The organism is Desulfosporosinus lacus DSM 15449 (genome assembly GCF_900129935.1).
In the GTDB taxonomy this organism is placed as follows: Bacteria; Bacillota; Desulfitobacteriia; order Desulfitobacteriales; family Desulfitobacteriaceae; genus Desulfosporosinus; species Desulfosporosinus lacus.
Genome location: NZ_FQXJ01000018.1, coordinates 17,295 through 30,090 on the forward strand (window position 1 = coordinate 17,295; position 12,796 = coordinate 30,090).

At 42.2% G+C, this 12,796-nt stretch carries 11 protein-coding genes and 15 tRNA genes; 23 read left to right on the forward strand and 3 right to left on the reverse strand.

The genetic code is table 11. From position 1 onward, the window contains the following. Positions 1-21: 21 nt before the first annotated feature. The 3 genes from BUB11_RS19985 to BUB11_RS19995 all read right to left on the reverse strand — a co-directional run bounded on the left by BUB11_RS19985 (position 22) and on the right by BUB11_RS19995 (position 2,319). Positions 22-966: a CoB--CoM heterodisulfide reductase iron-sulfur subunit B family protein gene (locus BUB11_RS19985; RefSeq protein ID WP_073031691.1), complete on the reverse strand. Its 945-nt coding sequence runs from the start codon at positions 964-966 to the stop codon at positions 22-24. Position 967: 1 nt separating this feature from the next. Then, positions 968-1,597, reverse strand: coding sequence for a 4Fe-4S dicluster domain-containing protein (locus BUB11_RS19990; RefSeq protein WP_073031693.1), 630 nt, complete (start codon positions 1,595-1,597; stop codon positions 968-970). A gap of 191 nt (positions 1,598-1,788) precedes the next feature. Further along, the gene (locus tag BUB11_RS19995; RefSeq protein ID WP_073031695.1) at positions 1,789-2,319 is read right to left on the reverse strand and encodes an OsmC family protein; all 531 of its coding nucleotides are present in this window, start codon (positions 2,317-2,319) and stop codon (positions 1,789-1,791) included. A 641-nt stretch (positions 2,320-2,960) separates the two neighbouring features. On the opposite strand from BUB11_RS19995, the gene BUB11_RS20000 reads away from it, so the two are divergent. The 23 genes from BUB11_RS20000 (at position 2,961) to BUB11_RS20110 (ending at position 12,786) form a co-directional block, all read left to right on the forward strand. Beyond that, positions 2,961-3,629 carry a Crp/Fnr family transcriptional regulator gene (locus BUB11_RS20000; RefSeq protein ID WP_073031697.1) on the forward strand — a complete coding sequence of 223 codons (669 nt, stop codon included), beginning with the start codon at positions 2,961-2,963 and terminating at the stop codon, positions 3,627-3,629. A gap of 331 nt (positions 3,630-3,960) precedes the next feature. Then, positions 3,961-4,383, forward strand: coding sequence for a hypothetical protein (locus BUB11_RS20005; RefSeq protein ID WP_073031699.1), 423 nt, complete (start codon positions 3,961-3,963; stop codon positions 4,381-4,383). 20 nt (positions 4,384-4,403) lie between these two features. Beyond that, entirely contained in the window at positions 4,404-5,342 is a 939-nt protein-coding gene (locus tag BUB11_RS20010) for a sulfite exporter TauE/SafE family protein (RefSeq protein WP_073031701.1), read from the forward strand. Positions 5,343-5,392: 50 nt separating this feature from the next. Then, on the forward strand, positions 5,393-5,986 hold the full coding sequence (locus tag BUB11_RS20015; protein ID WP_073031702.1) for a DUF1847 domain-containing protein: 594 nt from the start codon (positions 5,393-5,395) through the stop codon (positions 5,984-5,986). 441 nt (positions 5,987-6,427) lie between these two features. After that, positions 6,428-6,889, forward strand: a complete 462-nt coding sequence (locus tag BUB11_RS20020; protein ID WP_073031703.1) for a 4Fe-4S dicluster domain-containing protein — start codon at positions 6,428-6,430, stop codon at positions 6,887-6,889. A gap of 1 nt (position 6,890) precedes the next feature. Next, positions 6,891-8,153, forward strand: a complete 1,263-nt coding sequence (locus BUB11_RS20025; protein WP_073031704.1) for an NAD(P)/FAD-dependent oxidoreductase — start codon at positions 6,891-6,893, stop codon at positions 8,151-8,153. A 1-nt stretch (position 8,154) separates the two neighbouring features. Further along, positions 8,155-10,236, forward strand: coding sequence for a molybdopterin-containing oxidoreductase family protein (locus tag BUB11_RS20030; protein WP_073031705.1), 2,082 nt, complete (start codon positions 8,155-8,157; stop codon positions 10,234-10,236). Further along, a complete protein-coding gene (locus BUB11_RS20035) occupies positions 10,233-10,787 on the forward strand; it encodes a 4Fe-4S dicluster domain-containing protein (protein WP_073031706.1) in 555 nt (184 codons plus the stop codon). Before BUB11_RS20030 ends, BUB11_RS20035 begins: the two co-directional genes overlap by 4 nt. 296 nt (positions 10,788-11,083) lie before the next feature. Next, positions 11,084-11,159 (forward strand) — tRNA-Glu (locus BUB11_RS20040). 13 nt (positions 11,160-11,172) lie between these two features. Then, positions 11,173-11,248: transfer RNA gene (locus BUB11_RS20045), tRNA-Val, on the forward strand. 90 nt (positions 11,249-11,338) lie between these two features. After that, positions 11,339-11,414: transfer RNA gene (locus BUB11_RS20050), tRNA-Asp, on the forward strand. Between the two features lie 25 nt (positions 11,415-11,439). After that, positions 11,440-11,523: transfer RNA gene (locus BUB11_RS20055), tRNA-Tyr, on the forward strand. 148 nt (positions 11,524-11,671) lie between these two features. Beyond that, positions 11,672-11,746 (forward strand) — tRNA-Met (locus tag BUB11_RS20060). A 43-nt stretch (positions 11,747-11,789) separates the two neighbouring features. Continuing rightward, a tRNA-Gln gene (locus tag BUB11_RS20065) sits at positions 11,790-11,864 on the forward strand. Between the two features lie 6 nt (positions 11,865-11,870). Further along, positions 11,871-11,947 (forward strand) — tRNA-Lys (locus BUB11_RS20070). 10 nt (positions 11,948-11,957) lie between these two features. Further along, positions 11,958-12,032 (forward strand) — tRNA-Gly (locus BUB11_RS20075). A gap of 5 nt (positions 12,033-12,037) precedes the next feature. Further along, positions 12,038-12,114 (forward strand) — tRNA-Arg (locus BUB11_RS20080). Between the two features lie 22 nt (positions 12,115-12,136). Beyond that, a tRNA-Thr gene (locus BUB11_RS20085) sits at positions 12,137-12,212 on the forward strand. A 5-nt stretch (positions 12,213-12,217) separates the two neighbouring features. Beyond that, positions 12,218-12,302 (forward strand) — tRNA-Leu (locus BUB11_RS20090). A 15-nt stretch (positions 12,303-12,317) separates the two neighbouring features. Further along, positions 12,318-12,408: transfer RNA gene (locus tag BUB11_RS20095), tRNA-Ser, on the forward strand. Positions 12,409-12,416: 8 nt separating this feature from the next. After that, positions 12,417-12,491: transfer RNA gene (locus BUB11_RS20100), tRNA-Asn, on the forward strand. A gap of 1 nt (position 12,492) precedes the next feature. Continuing rightward, positions 12,493-12,569: transfer RNA gene (locus BUB11_RS20105), tRNA-Met, on the forward strand. A 143-nt stretch (positions 12,570-12,712) separates the two neighbouring features. Then, a tRNA-Gly gene (locus BUB11_RS20110) sits at positions 12,713-12,786 on the forward strand. Positions 12,787-12,796: the final 10 nt, after the last annotated feature.

Genomic DNA, 12,796 nt, shown 5'->3' on the forward strand with positions numbered 1-12,796 from the left:
GAAGGGTAAATATCCCACACTTTATTTAATAAAGCGTTCCAGCACTGGCAGAACAGGAGTAGTATTAGCCTTAAAGCCTAACTGCTCAACCGGCGCACCCAATGCGAAAGCAATAAGCTGAGATAAATCTATAACGGGAATACTCACGGCGTTACCCCTTGCCGTTATGGTCTTCTGTTCACGGTCGAGGGCAGTATTACAACCCGGGCAAGTTGTAGTCATTAATTGAACTCCAGCCGCAGCAGCACTCAGCATCTTGTTGGTAATATGAGGTAAAACAGTCTCTTCGCGGTGAGTAAATCCTCTACCCACAGAATAGCCACAGCAGGCCCTTCGTTCTTTATAAACTACTGGTGTCGCTCCAAGAGCTTTATAAATCTCTTCATGAAACGTAGGATATTGAGCATCATCGATAGCAACGTCCTTATTTGCCAAATAGTGACAACCATAGTGGGCTGCAATTTTCAGACCAGTTAGTGGTCGTTTCACTAAACTAGTTAGTTTTTCTAGTTGCTTATACCATAGTTCCTGTACATGATAGATTTTAAGATGTCCACGGAACTTTTCGCGACCCAAGGCTTCGTTAGCCTTATCTCCAACCTCTTTGAAAGCTGGGTTTGAATGTAGTAGATGAGCTAATTCTCTCAGATAACCATAACACCCATTACAAAATACCCCTACGTCAAGTCCCATTTCCTGAGGAATACTTAAGTTGCGTGAGGTTGATGCCAAAGCAAGCTGAGGGTTCACGGCATTACACGTTAACATGTAACCCGTGCAGCAGGTTTGGTCGACCGATTCTACAAATTCTATGCCTAGTTTTTCGCCAACGATCCTTACCGCTCTTTCGGTGCCTGGGTATTCAATACTTCCTGTGCAGCTAAGAAATAGGAATAGTTTATCGGGCGTAGGTAAATTGGCTACTCTTTGTGGATCAATAAGGGATAATCGTTGGTATTCTTCCATCTCAAGCCTCCCTTTCTGAACCACTATTAGAATCATCCTGTACCAATATTCTTCCCTCGAGATAACTTAAATTGATAGGAACTTCGGGAGTTTCTTGATAATTCTTTAGCCATTCGTCAGTACCAGTAATTTCAAACAACTTTTGGTACTCCCTTATGCCATCGTCAGATACAATCCTAAGGGGAGATAAGCCCAGGCTACTCCTTAATGCCCTAATTTCATCCAGTCTTGCTGGTTTCCCAGGCTGGAACGTTACAGCTTCTTGTCTAGCCTTTGTGACAAAACGGATAAACGGATCTACATGCTTCTTGCCAGCGCCATGTGACATAGAGAAATAGCGAATATATAGCATTAAGAGTGGGTATTTAATTTCGCTTGGACATGTTGCAGCACAATTAGCACACCAGAAACAACGCCAAATTTCTTCGCTTTGAACGATCCGTTCATAGTTTCCGAGTAGTACTTCTCTAATGATCTGCCTTGGATTATAGGAAGGACTAATGGCGGCTACAGGACATACACCAGTACATTTACCGCAAGATATACAGCGACTAATGTCATCCGCTAATCCCGATGTCGCTATTGCCTTCTCAAATTCTAAAGACCAGTCGCTGGCCTGTTCTCTTTTCATAAGACATCCCCTCATAACTATTTAATTAGGAGTCCGAGACAAAACAATAAGTTCTATATTTAAAAGTTCTGTAACTTAGGTTGTCTATGAGGACAGAAAGTCCCACTGAACTCAGTGCGACTTTTCATGTACGTGTACGGGGATGAACCGAAGGATTCAGGTACCACTTCTTTATTTATACACGCTTAATGTTAGGGTGTGGTTCCGTTTAGAGTAAGGTTGAACTCCAAATTAGAGGTATTTCCTAAGGTAGCACATACCGGTGAGATAGATGTCACTCGCTTGTGCATCTCTCCCAATACATCTAAACCAGCGTCGGATTCGATATCAACCTTAACACGTATGGTGCTCAAATTAGGTATTATTTCCGAGGGTATTTGAAAAAACTTTGTACTTACTACATCTCCCTCCACTTCAATTGCAACCTTTTTGAGTTCAATATTGTGAAGTGCACCATCGAAAGTGTAGCCCACAACCAAGCAAGCCCCTAGAGCAGCCAGTATCATTTCTCCTGGCTGGGGACCTTCATTTGTGCCAAAAGGTTCGTCCATTATGACCTTGAAATCGCGGATTGTAGATTCTGATTTAGTACTGCCCAGCCATACCGATGATGCTTTATACGTGCGTTGACCTTTTTCTGGATTTTCTTTTACTCTGTCAATCATTTTGTTAATAAATCCTAAGTCAATCCCGTTAACAAGAACTCCGCTATTAAAATCCATGTTTAACAATCAACCCCTTCCAATGATTTTAGAAAGTTAACGATCTTGAGTTGCGAAAATCTCGTTGGAGAAATTTTAAGATCGTTTCCATTTCATATTCCATTATTTATGCAAAACTTGTGCCATGACCAAATAAATATTGCGTTAACGGTTTTAATCGAAGTTTAGCCAAGAAAATTAAAAAAGTTAAATCTCAATAAAATTGAAATGGAATACTGGCATTCCATTTCAATTTTAAGTTATTTGATTAATCTTAAAATTCTTATTATTTGCTTATTTCCCGCTATGGAATATAATAATTCCATGTGGAACGTAATGATGCCATTTATTTAAATTGGATTAATTTCTTAGTCTTGAATCAAATATGAGAGGGAAGGGAAATCATATACCAACGTTACTTATAAATTCCTGTTACTAGAATACTGTAAAGTGGGAATTCATAAAGTTTCACAAGTCTACGGTTTTAGTTATAATACAATTGGAGTATTGCTTTATATGCATAAATACGCTTGTTAGCAGGAAGCGAAGTTGCTATGAGAGATAGGGGAATTCGAAAAATATCATCTATTTCCGCTAATTCGAAGTAGTATTTTGTAGATATTTAATATAATATAAAGATACGTGGAGGGGTAAAATCTAGAATGGAAAACATAAATCATGAAGCATTAGCACTAGACGAAGAAGAAAAGAATCTTATTAGGGAATATGGAACAGTAGTTCATTATCCTAAGGGACAAATAATCTTTTCTGAAGGGGATACTGCCGACCGAATCTATTTAATAGAAGAAGGTTTTGTGAAAATATATCGAATAACTCCAGATGGTAGAAGAGTTACCGTTGGAAGTATGAGGACTTCCGGGCAGTTAATGGGTCTTGCTGAAACTTTGTACCATGGAGAGCGAACTTGTTTCGCTGGTGCTATCAACGACGCTACTTTGGTAGTTGTACGTAAAGCACGTTTTGAAGAATTGCTTGTCAATCATCCATCCATTGCTATTAAGGTTGCTACAACTCTAGGGGTTAGAATGCGAGAGGCTGAAGGAATTATCCAAGAAATGGTCTGTTTTCAAGTACCGGGAAGATTGGCTATGTTGCTTCTTAAAATGTCTGAACGTGCGGGAGTAGAGACAGATACAGGTACAAAAATAGGTTTTCGCTTAACACATGAAGAGATAGCTTGTATGATAGGAACGTCAAGACAGACGGTTACGTCCTTGCTTAATATATTTAGACAAGAGAACAGTATAGCAATTGAAGAGAAAGAAGTGTATATTCTCGATCCAGATAAGCTAAGTAAATGGATTGTGTAAGAGAGGCTGGCATAGAATGCTGGCCTCTCTTTATTGAGTTACAGTGTTACTTATGTGACACATAAGATGCAATTATGATAATGATGTGTTGTACCTGGCATAAATAATGTCATTTAGTAGACATAAATAAGGTAATGTCATTGACAATATTATGGTCATCAGTTAGACATAAATAAGGTCGGAAGATAGACATTAAAATCATCTGGGGTTTGATAAATTAAGTACATAGTAAAGACAAGAGAAAAGGTATTAGAAAGGGGGTAAAACTTAGGCCTAGGCATGGCAGGACTGTTTTAGTAAGTGAAAATCATGGCAAGAGAGGCGTTTAGCTATGAAGATGGTTTCTGAACTAGTGAAATACCTTAAAGACCCCCACACTAAAAAAGTCCAGCACTATAAGGAACGGTATCAGGAATTAGACGATCTTTCAAATGTAGCGGTTGACATTGGGGATGCATCAGCCTATAAGTCCCTTCAGGCGGAAATGAAAGAAGTGTTTTTTGAGTATCTAACCGCTGTAGTAGTGGATTCAATTTACAGATTAGCCCCATACGTTCTTATAATTTGGATAATTAGCTTGAAATGGCCAAGCATCACAATCCCGTTTGTAAACTGGCAGGTCGACATATTTGGAGCATTCCTAGTCTCGTACCTTCTATTGCATGTAGGAAAATGGTTTATAAAACCGATTAAATCTATAATTCATAAATTAGGTTTATTTGGTTTAGGGGCATCAGAGGCGACAAAAATTTAAATAAATTGGAGGAAAATGTTATGCATTTCGCATTAGCTGGTGTAGACGCTAATCCCATTAGTTTGATTCTTTGGGGTATCTTTGTAGGATACGTTTTTACATCTGTAGGAGCAGCTGGAGGCATCCTGGCAGGTGTCGGTCATATGAGTATCTTCGGACTTAAAAATGCCAATATGGTTAAACCAATGAACCAGATCTTGACACTGGTCAGTCCTGTTGTTGGCACTCCTTTATATCTTCGTGAGAAACGAATTGTTGTACCTACTGCTGTTGCTCTGGGCTTAGGGGGGATCGTTGGTGCGATATTAGGATCTACGCTTTCGGCTTCCTTATTAAAAGACATGAAAACGTTCCAACCTTACTTTGGTATGGTCACCTTAGGTATTTCGTTTCGTATTGCCTATGAGTGCACTGCTAAATTCATTAACGGTCAAAAGTCTGTAACAGCTGCTAATAAACTCTTTGCTGCAAAAGTTAAAGAACTTAAAGCCTCAGGCAAAATGAATGAGCTTAAGGAAATCGGTGTTAATTTCAAAAAAATTGGTATTCAAAACACCTTTACCTTTGCTGGTCAAGAGTTTAACTATAACGCTATTATGGTCTTCTTTACAGGTCTTGTAGTAGCAGTTATCTCGGCATCCCTTGGAGTCGGCGGCGGATTCTTACTGGTTCCTTTCATGACGAGTGTGATGGGATTCCCAATGTACATTGTGGCAGGGACATCCGTTCTTTCCATCTTGGTATCATCTTCAACCAGTATTTTAAATTATTTATCGATGGGCAGTTCTTTAGATCTTCAGTTTCTAGCCTTTGAATTAGCTGGAGTTGCTATTGGTACTGTTGTAGCTGCTCGGGTGTCTAAGTATATCAATGCTCGTTATATGAAAATGTTCCTTGCACTTGTCTTGTTCTATATTGGTCTTAAGTACGTGTTACTGCTAGCTGGCATTAAGATCTAATAACTAATCCTAATGTTAGTTATGAATATGTAAATAGAGGGGGTTCGTAAATGAAATGTGCATCCTGCAAAATGAAGACTAAAAACATGTGTGATAAAGAGGCATTTGATTGCACTGGGGGAAAATATTCACTCGATGAATGTCTCGAAGAAGAAAATAAACCCTTTCATCGCCTCAGTGGTCATTTCCAAGCGGTACATGGCAACAATCTTAGCCGCCTGGATGAATTGATTATGTTTGCTAAGAGAATGGGTTATAAGAAACTTGGAATGGCTTTCTGTATAGGCTTAACGGAAGAAGCAGCAGTTTTAGAACAAATCTTATCCCAACATTTTGAGGTATATTCCGCTTGTTGTAAAATAGGTGGACTTAAAAAAGAAGATTATGAAATACCTAAAGTAAAAGAGGATAAAATTGAAGTCATTTGTGACCCTGTTCTTCAAGCCAAAGTGCTGGCTAATGATGAGACTGAGCTTAACATAGCAGTAGGCCTATGTGTCGGCCATGATATGTTATTCAACAAGTACTCCAAGGCACCAGTCACAACCTTCGCCGTTAAGGACCGCGTATTAGGTCATAATCCTTTAGCAGTCTGCTATTCTAGTTATCTGCGTAAGAAATATATGAATAAGAAATACGAATAAGTCTGTAGCCAACTAACTTAGACTGTAACAATCGCCTGAAACTATGTTTTGGGCGATTGTTATTTAGACAACATAGACAAAAACGGAGGGGTAGCGAATTATGTTTCGTTACGCCTCTGTTTTTTTTATTTGTAAGGCATAAGACAAGAATATAGTCGAAGATTGGACATTAATATTACCTGTAATTTGATAAATTGGGTACATAGTAAAGAGAAAAATTAGTGAAAGGAGGAAGACCGAGAAGGGTTATTTTCGTAAGTGAAAATCTTTACAAACAATGGTTGGATAATCCAAAAAGCACTCTTTGATTTCAAGATTAAAAGGGACTTATACCCTTGAATGATTGTCTACAGCTGTAGCAGTAGATTTAATTATATTAGTTAATTCACGTTCCTGGTACATCATTGAGATTAACATACAGTTGAAAGAGAGGTAAGATGCGTGCAAAAACTGTTTTTTATAACAAAACGTTGCGACGGGTGTCAGGCTTGTGAAGTAGCATGTCTTGAAAAACATTCTCAGTCTCAGAGCATATTCATGACGAAGATGGAACAACCTTCTCCTCAACCGCGGATTAAAGTAAAAAAATCAGGCAGTCACTATTGGGCTACAGTATGTCAACACTGTACCGATTCAATGTGCGTAAGGGCATGTATGACTGGAGCGATGCAGTATTCCCTGACAGGTGAGGTTTCTCATAATACCAATAAATGTGTCGGCTGTTGGATGTGTATAATGGTTTGCCCACTCGGTGCCATTACAACACTTAACGAGGCTAAAAAAGCGAGCAAATGTGATCTGTGTAAGGATGAAATGACTCCACCTTGTGCAGCATCATGCTCCCGGCAAGCCTTATTTTATGGTACTCCAGAGGAATATGAAATGAAAGTTGCGGGTGATTGATATGCATTATCTCATTATCGGCAATAGTGCTGCAGGCGTTTTCGCAGCTGAAACAATTCGGGGTCTGGATCCTGATGGACAAATCACCATGATTTCTAATGAAGATTGTTTACCCTATTCCCGTTGCCTAACCTCCTATTATTTAGGGAACGAAATTTCTGAAGAAATGATGTATATTCGTGATAAAGCCTTTTACACTGAAACGGGGATTGACTTCCAAGTTGGATATGTTGAACGAGTGGATCCTGATTCTAAAAGTGTCTTGTTAGAATCGGGTGAAAAGGTTATCTATGACAAGTTATTGATTGCCACAGGTTCTTCTCCTTTTAATCCTCCTCTAGAGGGAAGTGACATAGGGGGAATCTTTGAACTGCGTACCTTAGGTGATGCTAAAGCTGTGGCAGAGTTTGCTCCAAAAGCAAAAAATGCCGTTGTTATGGGTGCTGGTCTTGTAGGGCTTAAAGGAGCCCATGGACTTCATGAACTGGGGATCAATGTAACAATAGTAGGATCTGCTCCCCAAGTCCTGCGTCACTCAATTGATATAGAATCTGCTGAGATTCTGACCAGATTATTAGAAGAAGACGGCTATCGTGTCCACATAAATACCAGAGTGACTAAAGTACTGGGTGAGGAGGATGCAGATGGAAGGATGTCGGTATCTGGTGTGCTTCTGAATACCGGCGAAAAGATTCCCTGTCAGATGATTATTAGAGCGGTTGGAGTCCGTCCTAATGTAAAGCTAGTCAGGGATAGCGGGGTAGCAGTGAATTACGGTATTATTGTTGATGAAGAAATGCAAACTTCGGTAAAAGATATTTATGCGGCAGGTGATGTCGCTGAGGCATTCGATCTCTTAACCGGCGAAAAGGGCGTCAATGCTATATGGCCTTCGGCAACAGAACAAGGAATCATCGCTGGCTGCAACATGGCAGGTGTTAAACGCAATTATCAAGGTTCACTAGCTTTAAACTCTGCCGTAATCTGCGGAGTAGGGATTATTTCTGCCGGACTCGTGAATTTGCCATCTGGAGAAGGCAGTGTGCTTAGGGCATCTGAGCCCGATAAGAACTTCTATCGTAAGTTCGTGATTAAAGATGGGTGTTTGGTGGGAATGATCATGGTTGGCGATATCGAAGGGGCTGGTATTTTGAGCGGCTTAATTCGAAAGAAGGCTAAAGTTGACGTAAAGTATCTTCAGCATATGTTAGTAAATCCGATTGAATATCCAGGGTACTTGCCGGTTGAAAGAGGGGGTCAGTAAAATGGGTTCATTCGTAAGAACACGAGCATTAACTCCAAGCAGTAAACCTATAGAACATGATGAGGAATTGCGTACGTCTATTTGCTGTCTTTGTAACGGTGGGTGCGGGATAAAAATTAGCCTAGATCAAGAGGGGAAAATCAAGGCGGTTTTTGGCGACTCTAAAAACCCTTACAATAAAGGGAAAATCTGTGCTAAACCGATGGAAATCTCCCAAACCCTTTATGGACCTTATAGGGTTAGATATCCTATGAAAAAGGTCAATGGCACGTTTGAAAGAATCAGTTGGGACGAGGCCTTAGATCTAATCGCCCAAAAATATAACCAGTATATCACGGAAAATGGCACAGGATCGATTGTGGGCATTACATCTAAAATCGGTGGGTCTTACAGCAAATTAGCTCATAGTATATTTTCAGAGTTAACTGGTCTTGTCAATTACGGAACGGGGCCGATCTGTACCGACTCAGAAGCGAATGTGCGCAAGAAACTCTTCGGAGACGGTTCTGGGACAAGCCCTCTCTCCGATGTGGTCAACGCTAAGATCCTGTTAATAGTTGGTAACAATGTTGCCCAAACAAAGGCGGGACAATTCCACTGGATTACGGAAGCTAAGCGCACAGGAACGCGTGTAGTGGTTGTTGATACACGCTTTACAGAGACAGCTCAGGCGGCTGACCTATTTATTCAGATCAGACCGGGAACAGACACTGCCTTAGGTATGGCGTTACTGAATTATGTTATCAAGAATAACCTCTATGATCCAACGTTTGTGGCTAAACATACCAATGGCTTCGAAAAACTGGCTCAGGATGTAAGTGCTTTGACAACGGAGCGCGCGGCGGAGATCACAGGGGTTCCCCAAAATGTTATTGAGAAATTAGCCCAAGATTTAGCTGTGCTAAAACCAGGCATGCTGTTTGAAGGACGGGGTATCGTCTGTGTTAATAATGCAGGGGCTTCAGTATGGGCATTTGAAGGCCTAATGGCTATACTGGGCAACATCGGTAAACCGGGCTCAGGGATTATTTCGCATATCAACAACACAGGAGGCATTAGCAATCTGATTAAGGCTGACGATGTTATGAAGCCTGATCGTAAGAGATCATCAAGTGCCCTCTACAAAGACATGGAAGAGGGAGACGTTAAAATGCTCTTAATTTCAGGGAATCCCTGTGTAACTTGGCCAGACAGCGCCCGTATGAGCAAGGCGATTGAGGGACTTGATTTTGTAGTTAGCCATACCTTAGTAATGGACGACTCTGCTGTACTGGCGGATATTATCCTTCCTGCGACCCATTGGCTGGAAGAAGCTGGGGCGCAGGCAAGTGTTCATAGAGTTGTACAGTGGAAAAATAAAGCAGTTGAGATACGTGGTGAAGAAAAATCTGGTGGGGATTTTTACCGTCTATTAGCGGAGCGGATGGGTTTGCCGTCATCTTATTTTCCTGATTCGCCTGAAACAGCTTGGGAGTTGGAAAGAAAGTATAATAAGAATGTTGCAGGTATCAGCAGGGAACGAATGTTGGCAACACCTGGCGGAGTACATTTTCCGTGTTCGGAAGTTGGAGAGGAGAGCGTGCGTTTATTTGCCAAGGGTGTGTTTAAAACATCCTCCGGCAAAGTGGAGCTGACAGGAGTCAGTGATTCGCCCCTTGATTATGTAGATACCTTTAATGCCCCTGGTAATATCGGGGTCAGTCGCGAGAAATTCCCCTATCTCTTCAGCACCAATAAGGTAGCAAGCCATTATCATACTGAATGTCAATACAGTGATTGGGCAAATGAAATGGAGCAACCTTATGTAGAGATGCATCCTCTGACCGCATTAGAGATAGGGGTTGGGGAAGGAAGCCAAGTTAGAGTGGAGACGGTTGCGGGATCGATCGTTTTGGCAGTGAAGATTACTCAGTCAGTCCCGCGGGGTTTCCTCTCTACCCAACCTTATTTTGGATTACAATCTCCTTATGGGCAAGCGCCAGCTAATACCCTTTTTCCAGTCGCTGCTGATCCTGTTGGTGGCAACCTAGTTAGCAAAAACATCATTTGTAATGCTAAAGCCGAAGGAGGGCAAGGATTATGAGTCAACATGCCATGTTAGTCGATGAGTCACGTTGCATCGAGTGTAAGAGTTGTACTGTTGCCTGTAAACAAGAAAATGGCCTCCAAACAGGGGATTGGTGGTTGAGAGTATGGCGGAGGGAACAGCTGAAGGATCATTTGGTTCGCTCTTATAATACCCAGTCATGCAGACACTGCGCTGACCCTGTATGCCAGTTTGTGTGCCCTGTTGGAGCTATTCAACGTGGAGAAGATGGGATAGTGATCCAAGATCACGAAAATTGTCTAGGCTGTCATGTTTGTGTGTCTGCATGTCCGCACAGTGGAATGAAGATCATGACAAACGGTAAAGTTGGAAAATGTACTCTTTGCAGTCATCGCTTGGAGAGAATCAATGAGCCGGCTTGTGTAACTGTCTGTCCGGTTAACTCGAGAGTTTACGGTGAACGTGAGGAACTTCTACGTGAGGCAAACAAACGTGTAGCAGAGTTAAGAGCGAAGGGAATGCGCGTCAATCTCGAAGGAGCAGATAAGGATCAGACTGCAGTGATGTATTTGTTAGTTGACATGTAAAACCAGTTAACCTAACTTACCAATATGGATTTTGCTTCGCTCAATATGCACAACCCTTTTGAAACAGGAGTCGGGTTATACATTATTTGGTTTATTAAAGCACATGTAATAATAAGTTTAGTTGTGAATATAAGTTAAGCTGAATTTTATTGATTGTAAAGTGAATACTAACAGTTGAGCTTTAGATAACAAATCAAAGACAAAATCCAAGCTCTCCTATTTTTAAAAATAACTCATTAAAAAGAGTTGACATTTTAGCAAGCTTCAGCTATACTAAAAAAGTTCTCAAAAACAGTGGCCCGTTGGTCAAGCGGTCTAAGACACCGCCCTTTCACGGCGGTTACACGGGTTCGAATCCCGTACGGGTCACCAAAATAGAGTTCAGGGGTGATTAGCTCAGCTGGTAGAGCGCCTGCCTTACAAGCAGGATGTCGGCGGTTCGAGCCCGTCATCGCCCACCATTACCTTAATTCGCGGTTCGAAAATCGTGATTCGAATATGGAGTAATCCTTAGATCGAATAGGAAATATCGAATAGCGAACATCGAAGCTGGCCCCGTGGTGTAGTGGTTAACATGCCTGCCTGTCACGCAGGAGATCGTCGGTTCAAGTCCGATCGGGGTCGCCATTAATTTAAGCGTTCCAATAATAATGGGTAGGTGGCCGAGTGGTTAAAGGCGACAGACTGTAAATCTGTTCCGCGAGGTACGATGGTTCGAATCCATCCCTGCCCACCATTATCGAAGGTTCGAAGATCGTGATTCGAAATACGAAGATGATTCGCTGAGAACTCTAGATCTTAGAAATAATACACTATGTTGATATTAGGTACGAGGATTACAAAAGTTCGGTTAACGAACATAGTGCGTTGAACACTAAATACGTCGCGGGGTGGAGCAGCGGTAGCTCGTCGGGCTCATAACCCGAAGGTCGTCGGTTCAAATCCGGCCCCCGCAACCAAGGTGTTAGGTCCTGGAGCAAATGCTCAGGCTTAATATATAGTTGGGGTGTCGCCAAGCGGTAAGGCACCAGACTTTGACTCTGGCATTCGTAGGTTCGAATCCTCCCACCCCAGCCAAATTAAGGGCCATTAGCTCAGTCGGCTAGAGCACCTGACTTTTAATCAGGGTGTCCCGCGTTCGAGTCGCGGATGGCCCACCAAAGACAATTTGCGGGTGTAACTCAGTGGTAGAGTGTCACCTTGCCAAGGTGAAAGTCGCGAGTCCGAATCTCGTCACCCGCTCCAAAATTGCGCTCGTAGCCCAGCTGGATAGAGCGTCTGACTACGAATCAGAAGGCCGGGGGTTCGAATCCCTCCGAGCGCACCAAAATTAAAATAATAAAAGAAATGCCGTTGTAGCTCAGTTGGTAGAGCGTATCCTTGGTAAGGATAAGGTCACCGGTTCAATCCCGGTCAATGGCTCCAGCAATGCGGGAGTGGCGTAATTGGCAGACGCGCACGTTTGAGGGGCGTGTGGTTAACACCGTACGGGTTCAAGTCCCGTCTTCCGCACCAATTTAAAAGATCTGTGGAGAAGTACTCAAGTGGCTGAAGAGGACGGTTTGCTAAACCGTTAGAGTGGGTAACTGCTGCGAGGGTTCAAATCCCTCCTTCTCCGCCAAAATACATTCCTCGATAGCTCAATGGTGGAGCAACCGGCTGTTAACCGGTAGGTTGTAGGTTCGAGTCCTACTCGGGGAGCCATGGCAGGGTAGCCAAGTGGTCTAAGGCAAGTGGTTCATACCCGCTCATTCGAGGGTTCAAATCCCCCCCCTGCTACCATTTTCGATATTCGAAGTTCGAAGTTCGACCAATGCAGAACTTCCAGGTCAATAGCACGGACATATGCATATATAGTAGGTAGAGTGTTACTTTTGAGGACGACTGAATCGATCCTCGAATATCGAACGTCAAACCACGATTTTGCGGGTGTAGCTCAATGGTAGAGCGCTAGCCTTCCAAGCTAGTTACGAGAGTTCGATTCTCTTCACCCGCTCCATAAAAATAGT